Genomic DNA, 23,562 nt, shown 5'->3' on the forward strand with positions numbered 1-23,562 from the left:
AATAGAGCCTGCTGTTAAACAGCAGGCTTTTTAATTTATGGCTATATTTCCCCATCTTTTAATTAGAAGTTTAACTTCTTCATGATGTTCAATTCCTTCATCAGAAGGTGTTTCCAGAATTAATGGCAATCTTCGAAATGGTTCGGCTTTGACAAGCTGATCAAATTGATTCTCAGTAATGTGACCTTTGTTAAATATATTGGCGTGTCTATCCTTGCCTGAGCCTGCCGGATATTTGGAGTTATTAAAGTGAATCGCTTTAAGATGATTGAAATAGCCCAGCTCTTCCCCTTTTTTTCGAAATTCATTTAGATTTTCTCCATTCCAGAGATTGCTGGCAAAGGCATGCAAGTATCCAGGCAAAAACCAATCTGATCCCGGTGTTCACACAGGCTCCGAACCTGAACAAGCTCCTCCATTGTTGTACCCATTGACCCAGGATACCCAGCAGTGTTGTTCTAGGAGGATTAAGCAATGTTCTTTACTGCGGGAGAGGATTTTATTAAGCATCCCAATCATTAACTGATATCCTGCAAGCGGATCCTTGCTGCTTTTGCAGCTCCTAAATATCCTTCCCTTATGCTTACGTGGCAGCCGAATAACATCCTGATCCCATCCATTCATTACCTTCTATAGTAATGATACCTTCTTCTTGAACGAGAAGAATGACATTCATCACAGATTTGATATTCGTGTTCCCAAGGCAGTTTTTTGCCGCATTTTCTGCACTTTCTTGAGAGCTCCTTAATGTCCGTTTTCAGTCTTTCATGAACATGGTCACTGATTTCTTCCCTTAATCTTTCCCAGTATAACGCCTCGGTTCTCTGCTCAAGTCGATACAGGAACAGCAAATGCAGGCCGATTGCTTTATAAGTCAGCTCCAGCTCTTCCAAATTGCGGTTCTTGATGCGGGGCTCAGGAAGTTCCTCGCCATCAATGATCGCATACATGGTTTCTTCCCATTGACGGACAAGATCGGCTTCTTTTTTTGAAAAAGGAAGATGGAGAAAACCATATAGATCCATCAGGCCGAGCTTTGCTTCAATTTCTGAGCCGCGAATCCTTTCATATAGGTCTCTCTCCTCTGTTAATGCCGCTTTTTTGGTTCCTCTTGGGCTTTCAAACTTATCCCAAAGCTCAAAGAATGACCCGAGATCGCGGTAATACCTTTGAAACCTTTCAAATACTGTATTGGTCGGGGCGATGGCAAAGCTGTGTACCGGTGCATCTTCCATTTCAAGCAAAGCTTTCATTCTTTTGATATCTTTTGTAAAAGCAACCTTCCCAATATTGTAAAGTCCTTTTCGGCCTGCTCTTCCGGCAATTTGCTTCACTTCCTGGGAAGTAAGGGTTCTTCTTTTCGTTCCGTCAAATTTATCATTTTCGAGGAATACAATTCTCCGGATAGGCAGATTAAGTCCCATCCCAATGGCATCGGTGGATACGATGACAGAAGTTTCACCATTTATAAAACGCTGGACTTGTTTTTTTCTGGTTTCTGGAGGCATCGCTCCATAAATCATGCTTACTGAGTGCCCTTCTTGCTGAAGTCTTGAGGCCGTTTCAAGCACTCTCTTTCTTGAAAAACAGATTAGTGCATCTCCTTTTCGGACATGACTGAATTTAAATTCTTTAGCTTCCACTTCAAGGGGAATATCCCGGCTGTATTCATTCAGTTCAATATCTGCCTCGCCAAGCAGCTGCAGCATCATGCTTTTAGCACTGCGGCTTCCAATAATATGGACTTCATTGGCATTTGCCTTGGTAATGGCTTTATACCAGGAAAAGCCTCTGTCTTTATCCGTAATCATCTGAGATTCATCGATCACAATGACGTCATAAAAATCCTTTTCATAGAACATCTCTACCGTGCTGGATAGATGCTGGGAACCGGCAACTGTCTTCTCTTCTTCACCGGTTTTCAAAGAGCATGGTACACCATCTCGGTTCAATTTATCATATACCTCGAGTGCCAAAAGCCTCAAAGGCGCCAGATACATACCGCTGTTTGCTGATTTCATACCTTCAAGCGCATGATGGGTTTTCCCGGTATTGGTTTCTCCAATATGAAGTACATATTTTTTAGCCCGTTCCACTGAAGGACTGTATTCCTGCCCGAAAATATATTCGAGCATTCGTTCTTCTTCCTCTTTCTTCCGCTGCTGCTCAGCCAGTTCTTCTGCTTTTTTTCTTTCCCTGTCTTCAATGTCCTTCTCCAGTTGTTCTTGATGGGCTTCAGGGTCAAATGGGATATCCGCAAGCTTGACCAAATCTTCAACATATTCCTCTTGAATGGTTTCAAAAAAGCTTTCGTAAAGGTTTTGAAGAGTATGGGAAATAAGCTTCTTAACAGACTTTCCGGTCAGCGGTTTATCATATGCATCTTCATATCCCTCGAATAGGTGCTGCGGAAGGTTCTGCAGGATGAGTGTTTGCAGAGTATCGGAAAGAAATCCTGATATATGGTTTTTATATACATAGTAATACGTTTCATATTCGAAATAGCCTTTTCCCCAATACAATGCTTTATGAATATTCCCTGTCAGCTCCTCGAAGAATTCTCCCATAACAGTATAATCTTCGGCATTGAAACTGCCTGTTTCCTCAAGCTTTTCTTCGAGTGCGAAGGTATCCACCTTCTGATACCTTGTCTTATTTTTAAAATCTGAAACCAGCTGCTTTGAAGCCATATGTCTTACATGGAGATAAAGAAGGCTATAATCTTGTTCAATAATTTCCTCTATGTTCTTTTCAATATTTTCACGGATTCGATATTTTCTTCGCTGGAGCTGCTCCTCTTCTGCTTTCTGCAGATAATATGCCCTTGCCTTCTCATAGCGCTCAGCCCAAGCTTCATTATTGCTTTCAAATAGTTCATTAAGCCAGTCCAAACTGTTAAAAGGCTGATAATCCCTCATTTCAGTCCGAAACAGGTGATTGATTATTTTCCTGTCAACATTTTCGGTGTCGTATCCTTTCTCACTTAAATACTTCTTTTTTTCCTGCTTGGATATTTTGGCGGTGATTTTATTCAGCCACACATTTACCCAGATTTGATCGATATAATGAAATCTTTCAGAAAGATATTCCTTATAGGAGGGCATCGATTCCTGGCCGCCCAGATAACGGTCGGCATCCTCCAGAATTTTTATTTTTGTATGCTCTTCAGCACTATTGTATATCTGTTCAAGCTGATTCATGATCCGTTCCCCTTTTAACATCGCCAATAGGCGATGTAATCATTATGACTTAGGTTATGTATGATGTTGAAAATTTAAGTAGTCTTCATTTTACCATCTTTTCAAAAAATATCATTGACATAAAACTTGAACCGGAATATAATTTATTTAGAATTAAAACATCTTGAATTAAAGATAAAATATTGGAGGAGAAAAAAATGGCAAAAACTAAATGGGCAGTTGATCCAGCACACAGCAGTGTGGACTTTTCTATCAAACATATGATGATCGCGAACGTGAAAGGCAGCTTTAACAGCTTTGATGCTGAAATTACAGCAGATCCCGCAGATTTAACAACAGCTGATATTACATTCAATATTGCACTTTCAAGTGTGGATACACGAAATGAAGATCGTGATAATCACTTGCGTTCTGCAGACTTCTTTGATGTTGAGAACCATCCGCAAATGACATTTACTTCAACAGGCATTGTAAGCAAGGGTGACGATGAATATGATGTTACAGGCAATCTTACGATTCATGGTGTAACAAAAACAGAAACCTTTGCTGTCACATATGAAGGATCAGGCAAAGATCCATGGGGCAATGAAAAAGTCGGCTTTACAGCTGCAGGGGCTATCAAACGAAGCGATTATGGCTTAACATGGAATTCAGCACTTGAAACTGGCGGAGTTCTTGTAGGAGATAAAGTAAAAATCGACCTTCAAATACAGGCAGCAAAAGCAGAGTAAAGCAGAAAAAGGCAGGTATACCGTCGAAGCGGTATCCTGCCTTTTTTTTGTTATTGATCGGCTAGCAGAGTGGCAATCTTATCTTCAATAACTTTACCTTCACCGCCATCGGTCAAGTTGTTCAAAATAATGGAAAAGATGAGCTCATCCCCGCTGGATGTCTTAACATAACCTGATAACGAACTGACAGTCGAGATTGAACCTGTTTTTGCTTTGACATTCCCGGCTGCATTGGAGTTTTTCATGCGATTTCTTAGAGTACCTCCTACCATCCGGTCTGTGTCGCCGGCAATCGGCAATGAGTTCAAATAAGAAGAGAACCATTCTTCGTCCTGGACTTCAAAAAGAAGTTGAGAGATTTCATTGGCCGGAATTAAGTTTACATGTGAAATTCCGGAACCGTCCCGGAGCACGAGAGTTTTTTCATCCATTCCAAAAGCTTTTACCTGTTCTTCTAATACTTCAAGCCCTTTTTCCCAGCTGCCTTCCCCTTTGACAACCTTGCCCATTTCCTTGATTAACGTTTCTGCATGGCCATTATTGCTTAATTTCATAAATGGAATAAGCAGGTCTTTAATAGGCATGGATTTATGATCAGCAAACAGCTTTGCTCCTTGAGGGGAAGTGCCTGCTTTTGTCGTCCCTTTCAATTGAATGCCTTGTTCAGCGAGAGAACGCTTTAATAAATCCAAGGCATAGCCAGTCGGCTCCCATACAGCGATCCATTCCCTTGAACGGCTTCCTTCAACTGGAATTTCGCCTTCTATTGTAACGGTGTTCGTGCCGTGATCCCTTTCAATATGGATATCCTTCTTCTCACCTTTAGTGACGGTTTTCGCATTATTAACGATTTTTATGTAGTCTGTTTCCGGCACTATCTTTACAATCGGTTCCTGCCCTTCTTTTTCGGCGGGATAAACCTCTACAATGACTGTACCCGCATCATAATCCTCATTAGGGGAGGCAGTAAGTGCTGAGACTTGTCCGCCATAATACCAGGACTCGTCGCTCCATGACAGATCGGTTGAATAACGCACATCATCATACCAGGTGTCATCACCGATCAGGCTGCCCTGAATAACTTTGATGCCTGCTTCCTTTACTTTAGCAGCAAATGCATCAAAATCTTCCTTTAAAAGAGTTGGATCTCCTTTCCCTTTTAAGATCAAGTCACCCAGCAGTGTCTTCCCCTTTATTGAGCCTGTGTGAAGAAGTTCTGTGGTGAACTGATAATTTTCGCCCAGCGTTTCAAGAGCGGCAGCTGCGGTAAGGAGCTTCATATTAGAAGCCGGCCGCAAACGCACATCCCCGATATGGTCATATACAAGCTCACCGGTTTCTGCATTGCGGATACTGACTCCTGCAAGTCCTCCCTTTAGGATTGGATCATTATTAAGCATTTGGTTCAGCTGCTGGACGAGCTCATTGCCTTCTTCTGTTGCCTTGACATGAGGAGATTCGGGCTGGGCTAAAGGAACAAGTGCCAGCATAAATACCAGCAATAAACTGATATGCATTTTTACACTCTTTTTCATATGTATTAAGCCACCTTCCAATTTGTTTCATTTACCATTTCTTCTTAGAAAGGTGAGTTCCCTTTATTTCCATAATGAGGAAAAAGAATCAATTTTTAATTTACTTAACTATTTTATTCTCAACTAAAAAAGTTATGAGGACTGGCTATTATTTCCTATTTATAATCTGAATAAATATTATGCTAATAAGAAGATTTATTCTTAAAAAGCTATTAGAAAATGGTATGATAAAAACAGGTAATTTTATAAGGGGTGGAAAGAATGAGTGTACATAAAGCCATATCAGAACATGTGGGTAAGCAGAATAAGATAATCACGAGGTTTGCAGCCTTGGACCAGCAGCGTGAGTATTATATTGAACAAGCATTGGATCTATGCAGGCGGGGACTTCCATTTTCTGCAGATAAGATAAATGAAGTAACTGCTGAAATCAATGAACTTTCTAAACAGGGAATTATACCTGCAAGAAAGTATGTAACAATTGAGATGATTGAGGAATATGCATCAAAGACAAAATAGGTATATATGATTATAAAGAAGCGTGACTTCCCGATTGGATGTACGCTTCTTTATATTGGCTGTGATGATTCATGAGCAAATTCCTGCAAATCTATTCTTTTATTTATATTAAATTGTATCCCTTCATTTTCTAATAGTTCTCTTTGAATGTCATGCGAATCTCCGTCTTTAAACCCAATTTCCCCTTTCCCATTCACAACCCGATGCCAGGGAAGCTGATGCTTTTCACTTTGGGTATGAAGAATCCGGACCACCTGTCTTGCTCCCCGGGGGCTCCCGGCAAGCCTTGCGATTTGTCCGTAGGTCATGACTTTTCCTCTTGGGATTTTTTGAATGATTTTTATCACTTTTTCTGTAAATGGCTGCACGTGATTGCTCCCTTTTTTTCTTGTATTAAGGCTCTTTTTGTATAAATTGTTATTTTTCGCCTTTCAATGTTGTCCGTTGATTTCCGCTCCATGATGCTCAGCGAACCGCGGGGCGGGCGGTGAGCCTCCTCGACGCTGCGCGTCTGCGGGGTCTCACCTGTCCCGCTACTCCCGCAGGACGTTGAATAAGCTCCCCGAGAAACACCGCACGAAGAAAATGCGATAGCATTTTCGAGGATCTCGCACCTTCCGCTACAATCAACTCATTAAATATTATACAAAAAGCAACAAACCTTGCAAAATCAGCCTATATATTAAACATGCCCGCCTGAGTTTCAGGCGGGCTCCCTTATTAGTCCAGCATTTTCTTTGCATGCTCAGGAAAATCAATAAATGGGTTCCGGTTCCCCTGGAGTGTTTGAATGGAAGCGTTTCTATGCTTTTCATATACAGTCACTGGATTTTCTTCATGCCATCTAAGCAAAATCTGCATATCCATCTTCTCGTCAATCATAAGTACGTTTTTATATCTGACAGCAAAATAAAATACAGCTCTTGCGGCAATCCCTTTTCCGTATTCCGGTTCAAATTTCTCCTGTTCTGCCATTCCGCAGCCATTCCTGACACCCGCCGCCTCCATTTCCGGGACATAGGCTTCAAAATCATAGTAGGGGAAGTTGCTTCTCATACTATTGCATGCCGGCTCACAGGCAAAAAGATGATGGAGATCCCCTTTCATTGGCTGTCTTCCTTCAAACCATGATTGCGGGACTACATGCTCGGTATTAAATATTACTCTTTCATTGCTGTGGAATCCGCCTTCATGAATGGTCTGAAGGAGCTTGAGATCCTGGTCAATGGCTTTAAGCGGATCAATGCCTTTCCCCGAATATAAACTTTTAAGCTTGAGGTTTTCCTGCAGATCCACCCATGGATATACATATCGGTGAGGTGAGTAATCCAATTGCCGGTTATGAGTACGAACCAGCAGATCATGAACCTGTTTCGGGAGATCCTCTTTCCCAAAATCAATGGTTCCATAGTAATCCTCTTGATTTAAGATATCTTCCTCAGCGTTATAATAAGGTTCGTTCTGAACACTTTCAATATACTTTGACTGAGCTTCTGCCCATTCCGCTGCTATACTAGTTACTTTAATCATATGGCATTAAGAACCGTCGATTTAAACTCCTGGTCAAAGATTCCGGCTAAATGATCTGGAACGGTTAAATAAACGAGTCCGTTTCCTTCAAGTTTGGGAGAATTGCCAAGTGGAACCGTTCTTCTGATTAATTGGGCATAAAGTTCAGGTTCTGAAAGCTTTCTTTCAAATTGCCTGTTTGCAAAGTCCTTGATCAGGGCCAGAGCTCCGGAAACATGTGGAGCAGCCATTGAAGTACCGCTGAGGGTTGCATACTTTCCGTTCAGAAAGGTGGATAATATCCCTTCCCCTGGCGCCACTAAATCTATTTCATTATGAGAGTTTGTAAACTCGGAAGAATCCCTTTCAAGGTTAATAGCACCTACACTAATCACCTCATTATAGCAGCCTGGATAAGCAAACTCATCGGTCGAGTCGTCCCCATCCCCTTCATTTCCTGCTGCGCATACTACAAGGATGTTCTTATTTACTGCGGCTTTAATCGCATCATGCAGTTCAGGAACATCAGCTGGCCCGCCAAGCGACATGGAGATGATATCTGCATTTTGCTCGATGGCATAATGGATGCCCTTAATAATCCATTCGTATTGTCCGGACCCATTTTTATTTAAGACCTTTACAATAAGGAGATCAGCTTCAGGAGCTACCCCAATAACACCAGCATCATTTTCATGTGCAGCAATAGTCCCTGCCACATGTGTTCCGTGGCCATTATAGTCCTTGAAACTATTTGGATCGCTGTTGTCATCGTCTGTAAAGTTCCGCCCGCCCTTAACGCGGTCCTTCAGATCAGGATGGCTAATGTCGCAGCCGGTATCCAAAACAGCAATTTTAATTCCTTTTCCTTTTGTTTCGCTCCAAACCCTTGGCGCCTGAATCAATTCTACGCCCTTTGGAACTTCCTTTACATCCTCTTCCTGCTGAATTACCTTATAAGGAATGACACGAACATATTGCTCCATTTCTTTCCCTCCTTAAGAGATTAAATAGAAGCTGGTTCTTGATGATACCTACATTTTAACAATTCTGAATATTTAATAACAGTATCGTTGGTAGCGAAAATTAATAGAATTACGAGAGTGAAAAGGAAGAATTTGTGATATTTGAACTATAAAGTGGCATTATTCCTATCTCAAAGCATACATGAAACGGGTTTATCTCAGAGTTTTTAAAAGCTCGGGAATCTCCGCATAAATTTGAATGATTTCATCGATCGTCATCCTGACAAGACCGGAAGATGAAGGAGCAACAAAGTCGATAGTACCGGGAACTACAGGCTCTTCCTGAGTTCCCCATGGCAGTTTTTTTTTGCGGCTGTATTCCTGGTATACACCTTTTCCAACAAAGCAAATAACCTTTGGCTTGAGCTCAGCTATTTTCTTTATCAGCTCTGCTCTTCCCTCTCTATATTCTTCCTTCGTTATTTCATCTGCTGCTTTAGTAGGCCTTGGTACAATATTTGTCATTCCATAGCCCAATTCCAGTAATTTATAATCTTCCGTTGCGGCATATTTACGGGGAGTAATACCTGATTCATGAAGAATTTTCCAAAAGCGATTGTTTGGGTTTGCAAAATGGTGGCCTGTCTCTCCTGATCGAATGCTTGGATTGAAGCCGACAAAAAGCAAATCAAGATTTTTTATCAAGTGGTCTTTAATAGGCTCCATATAATCATCCTTTCGCTATTGCAAGCTAATGTTAATTTTACCTAAAACGTCTGGTAAACAAAACAAAAAGAGCCCCTTAAGGCTCTTTTAAAACTGATTATCCTTCAAGAATTTCAACTTTCTCCATAACATCGCCATTTCTCATTGCTTTAACTGCTTCCATCCCGGAAGTAACTTTTCCGAAAACAGTGTGAACACCGTTTAAGTGAGGCTGTGGCTCATGAACGATAAAGAACTGGCTTCCGCCTGTATCGCGGCCTGCGTGAGCCATAGAAAGAGAGCCTTCTACATGCTTATGAGGGTTTCCTTCTGTTTCACACTTGATTGTATACCCTGGACCACCAGTCCCTGTTCCATTCGGGCACCCTCCCTGACTTACAAACCCGGGAATTACACGATGGAAATTCAAGCCATTATAAAATCCTTCATTAACAAGTTTTTTGAAATTTTCAACTGTCCCTGGTGCTGCTTCAGGATAAAGTTCAAATTCAACCTTTTCCCCGTTTTTCATTAATATGTATCCTTTTTCTGCCATACTAATCATCTCCTTATGTAAAAATCAAATTAATAATACCATTAATCTCATCAGGAATAAAATCAAAAGACGTTTTTTCACTGATTGAATATAAAAAACAAAGGGTAAAGATAAGATAGATTTAAAAGCAGAAATGTCTTATTGGAGGTTTTAAGAATGAAAAAATGGGCTTTTGTCTCGGATTTTGACGGAACAATTTCAAAAAGAGACTTTTATCTAATAATGATGGATAAATATTTTCCGGAGGGGCGAAAGCTGATGCCCAAATGGAAGGCTGGAGAGATAAAGGATATCGACTTCTTGAATAAAGTCTTCACTTCCATTAATCAGGAAGAAGAACAAATTATCAGTGATATTTATTCTATTGAAATAGATGAATATGTACCAGATTTTATTGAAAATATTCAGCAGAATGGCGGAGATTTTTATATTTTAAGTGCAGGCACAGACTATTATATCCACCACATCTTAAAAAAGTATGGTGTTAAAGATGTTAAGGTTTTTTCAAATGAAGGATATTACCATGAGAAGAATGTCCATATGAATATTGATAAAAATCATCAGCATTATCATGAACAATATGGCATTGATAAATCAAAGGTCATTCAGGACCTGCAGAAGGAATATGAAACTGTGTTTTTTATGGGGGACAGTGAACCGGATTCCCACCCTGCAGAGCATGCTGATATCACTTTTGCCAAAAATGGCCTCCAGGACCTTCTTCGGGAAAGGGGCATAAGGTTTGTTCCAGTAAAAGAATTTACAGAAGTGAAAGAGTATTTAACTGAAAAAGGCATTTTGCCAAAATCCTAGAGCAGGATCCCGGTAAAGCAGCTGGCTTTACGCGGGATTTTTCTATGTACGTTAACCAAATAACTCCAAAAATAAGATTAAGATAAATATGATCATTGCATAAAATGATAGATGCAGAAATACAGTTGTTAATCTAAATTTGATTTCTTCCACATTTAATGACTGTTGTCTTCGAGTCCTTGCCCTCACTGCCGCAACACCATCCCTGCACATAATAATTAGATTATCTGATCATCCTCATGAATTATAATTCTTCATGAAACATGCGCTTCCCTTCAAAAATAAAAACTGAATTTCCTGGGGAAGCGCATAACATGACAGATATTTAGGTTATTCTTCTTTTTTTTCAAGATATTGATCAATCTTATTATCGAGAATTTCAAGGCTTTTCATTGCCCGCTCAAAATCAAGTTCACGATAGTGATGGGCTCCACCAGGTTCTTCATCTTTTTCATCTGCCAGTTTTACCAGGGATTGCAGCGGTGTTCTGACCACTTCGCCTCCAGGCAGAAATGAATCAGTGTGAAAAAGGATGGCCAAGGCAATTTCTTTTGCTTTTATCGGGTTCTCGCCAAGTCTGATCAGGAGTTTATGTGCCCGCTCAGCACCCTTAATGGCATGAATGTCATTCTGCCTGTATAGGTCGTAATCCCATTTTCCATTTTTGTACCAGGTATAATGGCCAATGTCATGCATAAAGCCAGCTTTGGCTGCTGAATCAACATCTTCTTCCATTTCTTTGGCAATCTGGAATGCGTGATAGGCGACTGCAATAGCATGAGCGATGCCGGAGCGTGTAATATATTTTTGTGCGATCCGATGCTGATAGATATCGGTCAGTTTAACATCCCTCATGTAATTCTCCTCCAGTTAATAATTAAAATTTCTTATTGAGATTTTTTTGCTTATTCATTACTTCATATGATTTTTCAATAATATCTGTTAACACATCGCCTTTATAAATCCTGCCGAGTTTCGTGTTTTCCTGATAATAATCAACAATTTCATCAAGCTTATTTGAAGTTTCTTTTGATATGCGGACATTTAGCTGAATACGGGTTTCTCCACTCATTGTAATCCTCCTGGCTATTAATATCTTTCTGCTATCAACTTGATAGCGAACGCTGTCGTTTTGTTAGTGGGCGCTATAAATATTTAGATTACACTGTTTTCCTGAATTATTCCAGTATAAAGTTTCCTGAGAGAAAAAAGAGAACAGCTATGTAAGCCATTCTCTCTTTAACGCTTATTCAATTGCTGAATTGATCCCATTTGTCCTTCAGGAATCGTCCGAAATCTTCAAGCTCCTGCTTTCCTTCTCTCAATTTTTCCTTCCAGATTGGAAGATCCTCTCTCAGTTTACCTTCGAATTTTTCAGCTTGTTCTTTAATGGTTTGTCCAATTTCTTCTGTTAATTCCTTTTTCTCGAGCTTTTCATTCACCGATTTAGTAGCAAATTCCCCTTCCTGCATGTATGGCAGGCTTGACTCCATTATTGATCTGAAAACAGGGACTGCTGTTTCAGAACTGCTTTTTGACAGATAATGTTCCCTGTCGGTCTGGTCATACCCGAGCCAGACAGCACCAACCAAATTCGGTGTATAGCCTACAAACCATTGATCCTTTGTTCCGTTAATGTCTTTATATGGGAGCTGGGTCGAACCCGTTTTCCCGGCGATTGGAACTCCTTCTATCTTCGTAGCGCTTCCTGTGCCGGTTTCTACTACATTTAAAAGCATGGAAGTCATTTGGTTAGAAACGGTTTTCGTCGTAACTTTAACGGTTTCTTTGTCACGTTCCGCAATGATGCTTCCGGTCGGGCCCACGATTTTCGTAATTAAAAGCGCATCATTACGCTTGCCGCCATTTGGAAAAGCTGCATATGCTTCGGCGAGCTTTAAAGGTGAAATTCCCTTTCTCATCCCGCCTAATGCAATTCCGAGATATTCATCTTCTTTTTCCAGAGGGATGCCGAACCTTTCAAGAGCATCCAAACCTTTATCCAGTCCAATTTCATTAAGCAGCCAGACGGCTGGGACATTGATGGAGTCTTCCAGAGCTTTATACATGGACACTTCCCCTGCATATTGTCCTGAAGCGTTAGCCGGTGTGTAATCTCCGTATGTTACGGGTTCATCCTTCAGCATCGATGTGGGTGAGTATCCCTCTTCAAGGGCCGGTGTGTAAACGGCTAGAGGCTTTAGTGTTGATCCAGGCTGGGCTTTGATGTGTGTGGCCCTGTTGAATCCTCTGAAAACATGTTCACCTCTGCCGCCGACAAGGCCTCTGACTCCCCCTGTCGCCGGATCAAGAAGGACAGCTCCGCTTTGAACGATTTCTCCATTCATGCCAGCCGGGAAGATTGAGTCCTTTTGATATACATTTTCCAGGCTTGATTGCAGATTTTGATCCATTTCTGTGTATATTTTATATCCTCTTGTAAATATCTCTTCCTGTGTTAATCCGTACGTATTTATTGCTTCATCAAGGACGGCATCAACATAGTAAGGGTATTTCCTTTCCTTCTTGCTTCGTGTTCCTTCCTGTAAGTGAATCTTTTCATTTATTGCGTTCTCATACTCTTCTGCTGAAATCATCTTATGCTCTTTCATCTTCCCAAGGACAACATTTCTTCTTTTGATTGCACGTTCGTAATGATTGTATGGGTCGAGAGCAGAAGGCGATTGAAGCAATCCTGCAAGCAATGCACTTTCGCTGATGCTCAATTGCTTTGGTGTTTTGCTGAAATACTTATTTGATGCCTGTTCGATTCCCCATGAGCCGCTTCCGAAGTAAACCTGATTTAAATACATTTGCAGGATTTCATCTTTTTTATAATTTTTTTCGATTTCAACTGCCAGGAACAATTCTTCAGCTTTTCGCTTGTAGGTCTGTTCAGGTGAAAGTAAAGCATTTTTGGCGAGCTGCTGGGTAATGGTACTTCCTCCGCCGGTTATCCCCCCTGCAAACAAGTTGCCAAAGAACGCTCTGGCAATCCCTTTTATATCAAAGCCGTTATGCTTATAAAAGCGTTCATCTTCAATCGCGATAACGGCATTACCCACATGTTCAGGCAATTCTTCAATATTTGCTCCCTCTGCCCTATTTTCTGCAAGACTTGCAGCAGCATCACCATCTTTATCGTAAATAACAGTTGATTGCCTTAATCCCTCTTTTAAAGTTTCCACGTTAGCTGTAGCTGCCAGAAACGCAAAAAAGAGAATGGTTAAAAGTAATATAGTTAGTGATAAAAGCAGCAAAATTTGTGTCAGGTGCTTTTTGCGCCAAAATCCTGCAAAAGCTTCTTTGTAATGCTTAAATTTTTCCATGGTGACTCCTTCGCTATTTCTTTAAGTTTCCTTATTATTTCCCCTTATTATATATTAAACGAATAAACTGTATAAAAAGTTTCAGGATCAGCATAAGGGACTGCTCGCAAAAAAGACTTGTTTCTTCTTTGAAATAATGCTATATTAATTAAGCGATGAGCTAATTGCATAAGACGACAGACACGCTCGTTTGGGCAATGCACTATGTGGAGTGCAGTCGTGTCGCCGCAATACGTAGAAAAAGACGCCTCTCTGAGGCGTCTTTTTTATTGGCTTTTTTTAAAAGAATTTTGTTTAAGAATTTTGACCGTTGTTTTCACGCCCCAGGCACGCATCGAACCCGCGGGGAGGAATGCGAGCCTCCTTGGCTTCGCCTGCGGGGTCTCACACTTCCCTCTCCTCCCGCAGGACATTGAATAAGCTTCCTCGATTGAACAGCATTTTCGAGGATCAAGTGTCCATAGCGAAGATCAACTCAGCAAATAACGAAAACAGCTTCTTTATTTAATTAAAGTTGTAAGATATGAGCCTGCTGCAAGTGAATGGAGCCTGGCTGCTACATATGGCGGCAAGGCGTTTTTATGAGTCTCCGCCGGCATGCCAAGCCACAAAATATGTCTGTCAATTAGGAGGAACGGGAAGGGGAGGCATATTGCCGATATCTCATCAGGAGAAATGAAAGGGACAGCATGCTCTGCAAGCAAGATCAGTTTCGTTTTTGGAGGCCTGTTGGAAACTGCCTGCCCCCACTCTTTTCCCAATCCATGCCCATTAGGCAGAGAGATAATAATCTCCTTTCTTGCTTTAGAAATATCCTCAAACACTTTCTCCAATTTTTTTGCATGCATCCATTGAAGGCGCGGATGCTGATTTTTAATCCACATGCCAATTTGATCAGGATGAATTGCCTGTCCATTGTGCGCTTGATGATCTGCGAGCTTCCGCCATGTTTTATTCCTGAATACTTTGCTTTGTATAAATTGCATATCGCAAATATGTATGAACTTCCCCTTGGTTCTTGTTATGGCAACATTCAAAAGCCTTTCGCTATCTTTCCCAATCAGCAGCATTCCAGCTCTGTCATGGGGAGCGGCATCGGCAGAGTCAAAAATCATGACATCCCGTTCACTTCCCTGAAAACGGTGAACAGTCGCAGCAATAATATTAGCGGAAGCTCTTTCTTCTTCATATATTTCGCAGAGAAGCTGTTCCATTAATAATGCCTGTGCGCGATAAGGAGTAACATATCCTATCGACCGGCTTCCTCCTGTGTAAGCTTCATGTATCAGCTGAAATCCAAGCAATAGATTCCAAAGATTGATTCTTGAATTTGAGCTGCCATCTTTTATGCCATATTCACCTGAACCATTGGTATTGATCAGGATTGAGGCATTGCCGGGAAAAGGTTTGCAGGCTGCGATAGGCTCTCTGGCGGCCAATACATCTGGGTGGTCACCTACGAGTGAATGATAAATATGTTTATTGGAAAAAGCGGATATGTCCGGGTGCATACGGCGCTGTTCTTTTAACAGAAAAAGGTGCGGATGCAAGTGTCCATCCTTGACTGCATCAGACACGCCTGAGTGGTGAAAGATATCCTCTCTGAGCCATTTTTCCGACAGCTTATGTTTTGAGGCAGCAATAGGAGGAAGCTGTTTAAAATCCCCGCAGATGATTACCCTTTTTCCAAGCGAAGCTGCAAAGGCAGCCTGTGGAACATAAGCCATGCTGGCTTCATCGATGATGACCAAATCAAAATTTTTCTCATAAATTGCAGGGTCACTTGCTGCTTTTGCAAGTGTTGTTCCAATAATAGAAGCGTTTTTTACAAACTCTATTTCTTTCTGCCTGATTTTTTCAAGCACTCCGGACAGCTTCTTTTCAATTTCAATTAGCAGATCGGAATCTCTTTGGCTGAACGATCGTGATAAATCCTGTTTAAGCAGGCGGCGGTCCTCCATTAGAGCCGCTTTTTGCTCGGAGAGATTTGAGTGCTGCTTGTTTAAAAGAAACTCGGCTGTCAATGAATGATGATTGATCAATGCCGGACCGATTTGTGACCCGTAACGAAGCAGGTCACCATCAGCAATTGTTCTTTTGCCTGATGCAAACGCTGAAATCTCTGCCATAAGGACATCTATTGCCTGATTGGAGTGGGCCAGAATGAGAACATTTTGCCCTTTAAAATATTTATTGGCGGCCACACGTGCAAGAGTGTAGGTTTTTCCCGTGCCTGGCGGTCCCCAGACATATGTGACTGGATTATATTTGGAACGCAATATCAGTTCATGGGTACTGCTCTTTACTATATCAGCAGGGTGCTTGGGAGACATGGAAGGATCCATCAATTTTTTTATTCTGGCCCTCTTTCTTTTACTGTCTTTTATGTCCTCTAAGCGCTGAAAAAGCTGATCCAATAGTTCCCATGGATCATGAAGCAAAAAGGCCTCCGATAAATCGCTGCCAATATCCTCTTTTAATGCCAAAATGACATTATTTCCTTCCGCAGAAAGGATTCTTCCCTCCACCCTCTTACTTCCCCAGTCTATTTTTATGGAAGATCCAGTTGGTATTTTAAGGGCTGAAGGGGTATCGAAAAAATACGTATAGGCATCAGATTTTGAAAGAAGCCGCCCATTTAGAATTAACCAGCGGGAGCTTCCGTATTTTTTTAAGTGTAAGATCTCTGCCTGAATGGCTTTTTGCCAATCCCTTATATGTCTAAGTGTTGATGTCATTGTTTATCGTCCTTTATTCACTAAGATATTCAATTAGACTAATATATCATTTACCTGCCAATACGCAAAAGAAAAGATGAAAACTTAAAGATTGCCGATATCTCAGGTTAATTCTCCCGAAGTATGAGATAATGTATAAATAACACTTAATCGAATTAACGAAAGAGGGATCAGTGTGAAGCGCAGAAATAAATTTGAACAAAATGATGTTGTGATTCTGGTTGATACAGGAGAAAAAGTGACAATCAACAAAACATGCTATGTGGCAAAAATGAAGAAATACACGTATACAATTAAAGAAAATCCGAAAATGTTTTATTTCGAAGAAGAAATGAAGGAAATATTTTAAGAATTGACTATAGAATAGTAAAATTTTTATCCGCAAAGGCCCAGTTCTGCGGAAAACGCAAGCTCAATTGCCAGTATGTCATCCCTAACAGATTATACTGGTCAATTAATTTATATTTTTCAGTAATGCTGCGTATATCTTCAAACCAGACCACATGCTCTTCTGATCCATTCCAGTATCTGAACCATGGGGATGCTGCATACCCATCGAATTGAATAATTGCTCCTCTGCTTAATGCTAAATTTTGAATGGCTTGCATGGATAATGAGCGGGTTCGATTATCCGCTGTTCTCCAGTCATAGCCATATAACGGCAAGGCGATTTGCAGTTTTTTCGGGTCAATCTGAGTGATCGAATATTTAATTACCTCTTCGGCCCACCATAGTGGAGCGACGGGATTAGGAGGACCAGTGGGATAACCGTAATCCATGGTCATGACTGCAACAATATCTGCTCCCTCTCCAATGGCTTTATAATCATATGCCCCTATTATCCTGTTTGTTGGGAGATCTTCAGTCTTAGCATGCACATTGACATGAAGAACTTTTGGCCCTAAGGCATTCTTTAATTCTTTAATGAATGAATTGAAATCCTGGCGCCTTGGCGGAGGGATAAATTCAAAATCCAGACTGATGCCTCCATATCCTTTTTGAGTGACAAAATTCATCAGGCTTAAGATTAAGTTCCTTCTATAAATTGGTCTTTCAAGTACCCCTCCAATTAATTCAGCATTAAAATCCCCTTCTGCAAGGTTTCGGATCATAAGCAGCGGAATGACATTCAAACGCCTGCTTTCTGCCAATATGGCTGTATCGTCAAGCTCTATATAGGCATACCCTTCCTTTGTCAGCGAGTATGAGGATATGGCAATGTAGGTTAAATGCTTTGCAGTTTCCCTGAAAGCAGGTAAAAAGGTTTCAGGAGCATATGGGACTATAAAACCCAGCGTCCTCATAACTAATTTACTTGCTGATGGGATGTTTAATTTCTGGCCGATATACAGCCCTTCTGGACTGATCCCCGGGTTTGCTGACAGAATGCTACTAATGGATGTCTGGAAACGCTGGGAAATGGTCCAAAGTGTGTCTCCCTGCTTTACTAGGTAAGACCTGATAAAAGGTCCATCTTCCGGAATATATAGAGCTAAACCAGGGATAATGCCAGGTACATTTTCAAGCCCATTTGCCGTTATTATTGCCAGGATAGGAATATTAAACTTTTGTGAAATGCTCCAAAGACTATCGCCTGCCTGAACGATGTGAATTCCCATAAAGCACCTCTTTTCACTTGCTTTTAAGTTAGTTTATGGGTGTGGCAAGCCAGAATAGTACTAACTGAAAAATAAGGCATTATTAGAGCGTTTTCTATAATACAGGGGATTGTTTCGGTGCTGCTGATGGATGGACGGATGCTTGCAATTCGCATTACTCTCAAAAAAACAAGTGGCTCCAAGAAATCTTGATAGCCACTTTCTGATGCTTCTATAAATTACAGATAATCTGCTTCATGCCCTCCCAGTGAATCCATGTGGCTTGCAATCATAGCAATGATCGTGCTTGCCTCTTCTTTACTGAAGATAAAGTGATCTTCATCCTTTATCATTTCCTCATCATCTGTCCAAATGCGATTGACCCTGCGCAGGACGCCATCACCTGTTTCCTGGACCACTCCAAACTGATAGGATACCTCCACTTCATCTTCCTTGAAAAAGGCGGTCACTTCAGGAGTTTCCCACTCTACATCTACTTCTTCAAAGATATCTCCTTCGCCGCCGAAGTCATATTCATCGGCGATGATAAAATCTTCGTCTTCTGATGCATAAATTTCTTCATTATCTTCAAAGTCGAATTCATCATCATCTTCGCCATTCATGTAGTCATGAAGGCTTTCGTGGACGGTATCGATGATGTCTTCAATATCAAAAAGCATTGTTTTAGATGTATGGCCAAGTTCGAAGTCAAAGTCTTCTACATAGAATTCTTCATTATGCGGATCAAAGAAAAGTGTGCAAAAGTACTCTCGGTCATTATCATCGGTTTCAATGAAAAATTCCATTCTGGGATGCTTGGCACCCCGGTCAACCGACATATGGCCAATCTGATCATATTTGCTGCAAATGGATTCAAGATGGTCCTGCAATTCACCGCTTACCCTGTCAAACCATTCTAGTGACATACTGCATCCCTTCCTCTCAAGGTTTTTCTCAAATCTATTGTTCCCACTTGCCATTTTTTCAAGTATGGGATAATTAGCCAATAGAATTGGCCGCGTGATGTCACTAAAAAAGGCACCCGATACAAGTCGGGTGCCTGAGATAAAAACTATACCTGCAGTCCGTAGTTTCGGCAAAGGGCTGCCAAACCACCTGAGAATCCGCTGCCAATTGCATTGAATTTCCAGTCGTTTCCATGACGGTATAACTCACAGAAAACTACGGCTGTTTCGATCGAAAAATCTTCTCCAAGATCAAAGCGAAGCAGCTCCTGATTATTGGATTCATCCACTAATCTTACGAATGCATTGGAAACCTGGCCGAAATTTTGCTGCCTTAATTCTGCATCATGAATCGTAACCGTTATGCCAATGCGATGGACGTGTGAAGGTATTTTAGTAAAATCAACAACAAGCTGCTCATCATCACCGTCCCCTTCACCAGTACGGTTGTCTCCTGTGTGAATAACTGCCCCGCTTGGATGCTGGAGATTATTGTAGAAAATAAAATCATGATCATTTGCACATTTACTGTTTTCATCAGCCAAAAATGCTGATGCGTCAAGGTCGAAGTCATGGCCGCCGCTATATTTGTTTGTGTCCCAGCCCAGGCCGATTATGGCTTTAGTCAGACCGGGATTTGTTTTAGTAAGATCAATTCTTTGACCTTTTGATAATTGAATACCCAAGATACTCACTCCTTCATAAAACAAATCCATTTTTCATGACAGATCACCTGTGTGCAGGTTCTTCCTAAAGAGAAAGCCAGGAAAAGCTGCTGCTCTGCCTGGCAAAAATAGAACTTAACCTACCTGCAAGCCGAAGTCTGTTGCAATGCGGGCAAGTCCGCCCTGGTAGCCTGATCCGACAGCAGAGAATTTCCATTCTCCATTGTGACGGTATAATTCACCTACAACAATGGCAGTTTCAATCGAGAAATCTTCCCCCAGATCGTAACGGATTAATTCTTCATTTGTTTCTTCATTGACGATTCGAACAAATGCATTTGAAACCTGTCCAAAGTTCTGGCCGCGTCCTTCGCCATCATGGATAGTAATAACGAAAGAAATCTTCTCAATGGCTGCAGGAACAGCGCTAAGATTAACTTTGACTTGCTCGTCATCGCCATCTCCCTCACCTGTTCTGTTATCTCCTGTATGTACGACTGAGCCATTGCCGCCTTCAAGCTGGTTGTAGAAAATAAAATCTTTATCTGATGCACATTTGCCATTGGCATCTAATAAGAAAACACTGGCATCAAGGTCAAAATCCAAGCCGCCATCATATTTATTCGTATCCCATCCAAGTCCTACTATTACTTTAGACAATCCGGGATTTGTTTTTGTTAAATCAATTTTTTGCCCTTTCGATAAAGAAATACCCACGTTCATCCATCCTTTCAGGTTCAAAAATTTTTAACAGCTTCGCTGAAATACGCAGCTGTCAACTATGTACACCTTTAGTGTAAACGTTTCAAAAGAAATCGTAAACCGATTTGCTATTGAGCCGGGAAAAAAGTTCTATATTATCTCAACAGTTTGATGGATAATTCTGTTCCTTCCTTTTTTACCCGTTATTCTTTATAATATCTTGTTGGGCAGCTGGGTACAGAAAGGGTGATCGCATATGGCTGAACTAAAGCAGCTGGTTTTCTTTGATTTTGAAATGCTATGCAGCAAAAGTGGCATGCTGTTTGAAGATATGGAGGCCATTCGTCTTGGTGCGGTAAAAGTGGATGTTGAATCAGGCAAGGTAACTGGATTTGACAGGTTCATCCGTCCGCAGCAGAACTCACCATTAAGTACTTTCTGCAAAGAATTGACTGGGATATCTGACTCTGATTTAGAGAAAGCGGATGACTTTCCTCAAGTGTTTAAGGATTTTCTCTTTTGGGTCGGCGGAGTTAAAAAAGCCAGATTCTTCTCCTGGTCGTCCAGTGATATCCTAAGACTGAAAGCCGATGCTTTGAGGCATAATCTTCCCCAGGCTACTATTGAAAAAATTACTAAAAGATATGTTGATTTTCAGGCTGTTTTCACAAAAAGAGCTTCCCGTACGGCAGCTTCTGTTGAAAAAGCGTTGTCCTTCTATGAACTTTCTTTTATCGGCGAACCCCATCATCCCATGTATGATGCTTATAATACACTGCGGATATATGAGTCATTTGAAGAGCATTTGGTTAAGACCGATTTAATTATGGTTCAGCAATTTATCTTTCAGGAAGCTGAACTCCCTCGTGTAGAAAGGCTCAGTCAGGAAATTAAGTATATATTCCAAAAAGACCTGGTGGAATTCTACTCCAATTTGAATGATGCCTTTCGTATGAAAGATGCCTGGAAATTAATTAAAAAAACAAAAAAGCTTGTTGAGAAATATGAGAATATCCTGCTGAGCCGTTCAGGCATTTTTGATAAAGAATTGATTACCGGAGTAGAAGAATTACTCAATTTTCATAAGGAACTTCAAACCGCTTACAGGGAACATTGTTCGTACACATCAAAAATTATGATTCTGCATGAGCAAATGGTTGAACCGCTGCAGAAAATATGCGTATAACATGGAGGTGACATAACTGTTGCCTCTTTTTTTATGTGGTTTTAAAATCGTTTAGCTTGGTATTCTTAAGATTTTCAGAGATAATAACAATACTAAAAATGAGGAGATGATACGTTTGGATAGAGTGCAGATGGCAGAAGATCTGTCGTTTTCAAGAATCGTCCATGGCCTTTGGAGACTGGCAGACTGGAAATTGTCAGATGAAGAGTTAATCACATTAATAGAACAGTGTTTTGAACTGGGCATAACGACATTTGATCACGCTGATATTTATGGAAGCTATACGTGCGAAAGCCTGTTTGGAAGGGCACTGGAGAAAAAGCCGGAGCTCCGCGGAAAAATGGAAATTGTTACGAAATGCGGGATTGTCCTCGAGTCACCAAACCGGCCCGAGCATAAATCACATCATTACAATACCGGAAAAAAACATATTATCGCTTCTGTTGAGAAATCATTGCAAAATTTGAAAACAGATTACATAGATACCCTGCTCATTCATCGTCCTGATCCTTTTATGGATCCTGGAGAAGTTGCTGATGCATTTTCAGCATTAAAATCCGCGGGCAAGGTTAGGCATTTTGGGGTTTCGAATTTTAAAAGCCATCAGTTCACGATGCTTCAGTCCTTCCTTGAAATGGACCTGATTACCAATCAAATTGAGCTGTCTGCCTTTCATCTCGAGAATTTCGAGGATGGCACTTTAAATTTGTGCATGGAAAAAAGAATTGCTCCGATGGCCTGGTCCCCCTTGGCCGGCGGAAAGATCTTCAGCAGCACCGAAGAAAAATCTGCGCGCATTAGAACTGCATTGCTTAAAGTCGCAGAAGAAATCGGGGCGAATGATATTGATGAGGTTTTATTTGCATGGCTCTTAACGCATCCTGCCCGAATCATGCCAATCACCGGGTCCGGCAGGATCGAAAGAATTGAACGTGCTGTCCGTGCATTATCTTATAAACTTAACCGGGATCAGTGGTTTGAGATTTATCAAACTTCACTGGGGCATGATGTCCCTTAATAAAGAAAACAGCCCAATTCATAAATTGGGCTGTTTTTTTACATATTATTGAAAAACACTTTTAAAAGCAGGAGGAGATAATTCCACCTCTTCAAAAACTTTAGTCATGGAATTGATATATTCCTCTTTAAATGGCTCTGCTTCCGCCATATCTTCAGATCCTGCTTTTACAAGCTCTGCTTTTTTAGCATAGTATTGGGATAAGCTATCAACCGCAGCTTCAATATCCTTTGTATAGTCTGTTAATTCCTCCGGCACTGACACGGCTTTTGCGTCCTTTTCGAATGCTGCAGCTGCTTCAGCTGGATCCTGACCTTCAGCAGTTAAGCTGGCATCTGTGTTACGGATTACTTTTGTCACTTCTCCCTGATAGTTCAGCAGAGCCGAACGCACTTCTTTAGATTCATCAGCAGACTCTGTTGTTTCAGCTGCCGCCTCTTCCTTTTCTTCCCCTTTAGAAGCTTCTTCGTTTGAGCATGCTCCCAGCATGAGTGTCAGTGCAGCTGCTGAAAGCAAGAAAGGTAATTTCTTCATGCTTTTGTCCTCTCCTTCTTTTTGTTCAGAGGTAGTTTTGGTTGACTCCCTATGTAGTCAGATTGATGACATCCCTGCCAATTAACTGACAATTAATAATTTACCTATTTTTTGAATTTTTTGCAACACTTTTTATTACGATTTTCGAAATTTTTAATAAATAGATCAAGTAAGCTATGCTTAACAGAAAAATGTTTAGGCTTTTATCGCAGTCTTACGGGCAGTAAGACTCCCATTTTAAGACTCAGCGGAATCAAAGGAGGATAATTGGGAGTCAAACTGCCCGTAAAGGTCCGA

The 23,562-nt window shown here is 41.0% G+C and carries 23 protein-coding genes; 6 read left to right on the forward strand and 17 right to left on the reverse strand.

Going from position 1 to position 23,562, the window contains the following annotated elements; translation table 11 throughout:
• Positions 1 to 30: 30 nt before the first annotated feature.
• Together CE058_RS25180 and CE058_RS21830 are read right to left on the reverse strand one after the other, a co-directional pair.
• Positions 31 to 363, reverse strand: a complete 333-nt coding sequence (locus CE058_RS25180) for a TIM barrel protein (RefSeq protein WP_286168122.1) — start codon at positions 361 to 363, stop codon at positions 31 to 33.
• A 260-nt stretch (positions 364 to 623) separates the two neighbouring features.
• Positions 624 to 3,200, reverse strand: coding sequence for a DEAD/DEAH box helicase (locus CE058_RS21830; RefSeq protein WP_163145048.1), 2,577 nt, complete (start codon positions 3,198 to 3,200; stop codon positions 624 to 626).
• A gap of 197 nt (positions 3,201 to 3,397) precedes the next feature.
• On the opposite strand from CE058_RS21830, the gene CE058_RS21835 reads away from it, so the two are divergent.
• Positions 3,398 to 3,931 (forward strand): YceI family protein, encoded by a 534-nt coding sequence (locus CE058_RS21835; protein ID WP_048010042.1) that lies wholly within the window; start codon positions 3,398 to 3,400, stop codon positions 3,929 to 3,931.
• Positions 3,932 to 3,981: 50 nt separating this feature from the next.
• Here the strand turns inward: CE058_RS21835 and dacB are convergent, their stop codons facing one another.
• Positions 3,982 to 5,466 carry a D-alanyl-D-alanine carboxypeptidase/D-alanyl-D-alanine endopeptidase gene (gene dacB, locus CE058_RS21840; RefSeq protein ID WP_163145049.1) on the reverse strand — a complete coding sequence of 495 codons (1,485 nt, stop codon included), beginning with the start codon at positions 5,464 to 5,466 and terminating at the stop codon, positions 3,982 to 3,984.
• A gap of 261 nt (positions 5,467 to 5,727) precedes the next feature.
• Here dacB and CE058_RS21845 point away from each other — a divergent pair, with 261 nt between their 5' ends.
• Positions 5,728 to 5,985, forward strand: coding sequence for a YpbS family protein (locus CE058_RS21845; protein ID WP_048010040.1), 258 nt, complete (start codon positions 5,728 to 5,730; stop codon positions 5,983 to 5,985).
• A gap of 50 nt (positions 5,986 to 6,035) precedes the next feature.
• On the opposite strand, the gene CE058_RS21850 is transcribed toward CE058_RS21845, so the two are convergent.
• The 5 genes from CE058_RS21850 to CE058_RS21870 form a co-directional block, all read right to left on the reverse strand.
• Positions 6,036 to 6,353, reverse strand: coding sequence for an MGMT family protein (locus CE058_RS21850; protein WP_048010039.1), 318 nt, complete (start codon positions 6,351 to 6,353; stop codon positions 6,036 to 6,038).
• A gap of 352 nt (positions 6,354 to 6,705) precedes the next feature.
• Positions 6,706 to 7,515, reverse strand: a complete 810-nt coding sequence (locus CE058_RS21855; RefSeq protein ID WP_048010038.1) for an endonuclease I family protein — start codon at positions 7,513 to 7,515, stop codon at positions 6,706 to 6,708.
• On the reverse strand, positions 7,512 to 8,477 hold the full coding sequence (locus CE058_RS21860) for a S8 family peptidase (protein WP_163145050.1): 966 nt from the start codon (positions 8,475 to 8,477) through the stop codon (positions 7,512 to 7,514). Before CE058_RS21860 ends, CE058_RS21855 begins: the two co-directional genes overlap by 4 nt.
• A 192-nt stretch (positions 8,478 to 8,669) precedes the next feature.
• Positions 8,670 to 9,182, reverse strand: a complete 513-nt coding sequence (locus CE058_RS21865) for a mismatch-specific DNA-glycosylase (protein WP_163145051.1) — start codon at positions 9,180 to 9,182, stop codon at positions 8,670 to 8,672.
• A gap of 97 nt (positions 9,183 to 9,279) precedes the next feature.
• Positions 9,280 to 9,717, reverse strand: a complete 438-nt coding sequence (locus tag CE058_RS21870) for a peptidylprolyl isomerase (protein ID WP_048010035.1) — start codon at positions 9,715 to 9,717, stop codon at positions 9,280 to 9,282.
• A gap of 156 nt (positions 9,718 to 9,873) precedes the next feature.
• Here CE058_RS21870 and CE058_RS21875 point away from each other — a divergent pair, with 156 nt between their 5' ends.
• Entirely contained in the window at positions 9,874 to 10,530 is a 657-nt protein-coding gene (locus CE058_RS21875; protein WP_048010034.1) for an MtnX-like HAD-IB family phosphatase, read from the forward strand.
• A gap of 330 nt (positions 10,531 to 10,860) precedes the next feature.
• On the opposite strand, the gene CE058_RS21880 is transcribed toward CE058_RS21875, so the two are convergent.
• From CE058_RS21880 to CE058_RS21895, 4 genes are all read right to left on the reverse strand, one after another.
• Entirely contained in the window at positions 10,861 to 11,385 is a 525-nt protein-coding gene (locus CE058_RS21880) for an HD domain-containing protein (RefSeq protein ID WP_163145052.1), read from the reverse strand.
• A gap of 22 nt (positions 11,386 to 11,407) precedes the next feature.
• Positions 11,408 to 11,602 (reverse strand): hypothetical protein, encoded by a 195-nt coding sequence (locus CE058_RS21885; protein WP_048010032.1) that lies wholly within the window; start codon positions 11,600 to 11,602, stop codon positions 11,408 to 11,410.
• 178 nt (positions 11,603 to 11,780) lie between these two features.
• Positions 11,781 to 13,859, reverse strand: a complete 2,079-nt coding sequence (locus CE058_RS21890; protein WP_163145053.1) for a transglycosylase domain-containing protein — start codon at positions 13,857 to 13,859, stop codon at positions 11,781 to 11,783.
• A gap of 500 nt (positions 13,860 to 14,359) precedes the next feature.
• On the reverse strand, positions 14,360 to 16,597 hold the full coding sequence (locus CE058_RS21895; protein WP_163145054.1) for a DEAD/DEAH box helicase: 2,238 nt from the start codon (positions 16,595 to 16,597) through the stop codon (positions 14,360 to 14,362).
• A gap of 175 nt (positions 16,598 to 16,772) precedes the next feature.
• Here CE058_RS21895 and CE058_RS24875 point away from each other — a divergent pair, with 175 nt between their 5' ends.
• On the forward strand, positions 16,773 to 16,946 hold the full coding sequence (locus tag CE058_RS24875; RefSeq protein WP_197087680.1) for a hypothetical protein: 174 nt from the start codon (positions 16,773 to 16,775) through the stop codon (positions 16,944 to 16,946).
• A 7-nt stretch (positions 16,947 to 16,953) separates the two neighbouring features.
• Here the strand turns inward: CE058_RS24875 and CE058_RS21900 are convergent, their stop codons facing one another.
• The 4 genes from CE058_RS21900 to CE058_RS21915 all read right to left on the reverse strand — a co-directional run bounded on the left by CE058_RS21900 (position 16,954) and on the right by CE058_RS21915 (position 20,542).
• Positions 16,954 to 18,216, reverse strand: coding sequence for a glycoside hydrolase family 18 protein (locus CE058_RS21900; protein ID WP_163145055.1), 1,263 nt, complete (start codon positions 18,214 to 18,216; stop codon positions 16,954 to 16,956).
• Positions 18,217 to 18,434: 218 nt separating this feature from the next.
• On the reverse strand, positions 18,435 to 19,121 hold the full coding sequence (locus tag CE058_RS21905) for a hypothetical protein (protein WP_048010028.1): 687 nt from the start codon (positions 19,119 to 19,121) through the stop codon (positions 18,435 to 18,437).
• 146 nt (positions 19,122 to 19,267) lie between these two features.
• Positions 19,268 to 19,846, reverse strand: coding sequence for a TerD family protein (locus tag CE058_RS21910; RefSeq protein ID WP_035330803.1), 579 nt, complete (start codon positions 19,844 to 19,846; stop codon positions 19,268 to 19,270).
• Positions 19,847 to 19,960: 114 nt separating this feature from the next.
• Complete coding sequence (locus tag CE058_RS21915) at positions 19,961 to 20,542, reverse strand: TerD family protein (protein WP_048010026.1); 582 nt, start codon at positions 20,540 to 20,542, stop codon at positions 19,961 to 19,963.
• Positions 20,543 to 20,783: 241 nt separating this feature from the next.
• Here CE058_RS21915 and CE058_RS21920 point away from each other — a divergent pair, with 241 nt between their 5' ends.
• Positions 20,784 to 21,713 (forward strand): 3'-5' exonuclease, encoded by a 930-nt coding sequence (locus tag CE058_RS21920; RefSeq protein ID WP_163145056.1) that lies wholly within the window; start codon positions 20,784 to 20,786, stop codon positions 21,711 to 21,713.
• 115 nt (positions 21,714 to 21,828) lie between these two features.
• On the forward strand, positions 21,829 to 22,731 hold the full coding sequence (locus CE058_RS21925; protein ID WP_048010024.1) for an aldo/keto reductase: 903 nt from the start codon (positions 21,829 to 21,831) through the stop codon (positions 22,729 to 22,731).
• Positions 22,732 to 22,776: 45 nt separating this feature from the next.
• On the opposite strand, the gene CE058_RS21930 is transcribed toward CE058_RS21925, so the two are convergent.
• The gene (locus CE058_RS21930; RefSeq protein WP_048010023.1) at positions 22,777 to 23,265 is read right to left on the reverse strand and encodes a hypothetical protein; all 489 of its coding nucleotides are present in this window, start codon (positions 23,263 to 23,265) and stop codon (positions 22,777 to 22,779) included.
• Positions 23,266 to 23,562 lie beyond the last annotated feature (297 nt).

The organism is Bacillus sp. 22-7, assembly GCF_010628845.1.
In the GTDB taxonomy this organism is placed as follows: Bacteria; Bacillota; Bacilli; order Bacillales; family Cytobacillaceae; genus Cytobacillus; species Cytobacillus firmus_B.

Bases quoted from the DNA above. Each gene is read 5' to 3' on its own strand.
- CE058_RS21830 (WP_163145048.1), bottom strand. From the start codon at position 3,200: ATGAATCAGCTTGAACAGATATACAATAGTGCTGAAGAGCATACAAAA.
- CE058_RS21875 (WP_048010034.1), top strand. From the start codon at position 9,874: ATGAAAAAATGGGCTTTTGTCTCGGATTTTGACGGAACAATTTCAAAA.
- CE058_RS21880 (WP_163145052.1), bottom strand. From the start codon at position 11,385: ATGAGGGATGTTAAACTGACCGATATCTATCAGCATCGGATCGCACAA.
- CE058_RS21860 (WP_163145050.1), bottom strand. From the start codon at position 8,477: ATGGAGCAATATGTTCGTGTCATTCCTTATAAGGTAATTCAGCAGGAA.
- CE058_RS21890 (WP_163145053.1), bottom strand. From the start codon at position 13,859: ATGGAAAAATTTAAGCATTACAAAGAAGCTTTTGCAGGATTTTGGCGC.
- CE058_RS21885 (WP_048010032.1), bottom strand. From the start codon at position 11,602: ATGAGTGGAGAAACCCGTATTCAGCTAAATGTCCGCATATCAAAAGAA.
- CE058_RS21895 (WP_163145054.1), bottom strand. From the start codon at position 16,597: ATGACATCAACACTTAGACATATAAGGGATTGGCAAAAAGCCATTCAG.
- CE058_RS21920 (WP_163145056.1), top strand. From the start codon at position 20,784: ATGGCTGAACTAAAGCAGCTGGTTTTCTTTGATTTTGAAATGCTATGC.
- CE058_RS21905 (WP_048010028.1), bottom strand. From the start codon at position 19,121: ATGTCACTAGAATGGTTTGACAGGGTAAGCGGTGAATTGCAGGACCAT.
- CE058_RS21865 (WP_163145051.1), bottom strand. From the start codon at position 9,182: ATGGAGCCTATTAAAGACCACTTGATAAAAAATCTTGATTTGCTTTTT.
- CE058_RS21870 (WP_048010035.1), bottom strand. From the start codon at position 9,717: ATGGCAGAAAAAGGATACATATTAATGAAAAACGGGGAAAAGGTTGAA.
- CE058_RS21835 (WP_048010042.1), top strand. From the start codon at position 3,398: ATGGCAAAAACTAAATGGGCAGTTGATCCAGCACACAGCAGTGTGGAC.
- CE058_RS21930 (WP_048010023.1), bottom strand. From the start codon at position 23,265: ATGAAGAAATTACCTTTCTTGCTTTCAGCAGCTGCACTGACACTCATG.
- CE058_RS21900 (WP_163145055.1), bottom strand. From the start codon at position 18,216: ATGGGAATTCACATCGTTCAGGCAGGCGATAGTCTTTGGAGCATTTCA.
- dacB (WP_163145049.1), bottom strand. From the start codon at position 5,466: ATGAAAAAGAGTGTAAAAATGCATATCAGTTTATTGCTGGTATTTATG.
- CE058_RS21845 (WP_048010040.1), top strand. From the start codon at position 5,728: ATGAGTGTACATAAAGCCATATCAGAACATGTGGGTAAGCAGAATAAG.
- CE058_RS21855 (WP_048010038.1), bottom strand. From the start codon at position 7,515: ATGATTAAAGTAACTAGTATAGCAGCGGAATGGGCAGAAGCTCAGTCA.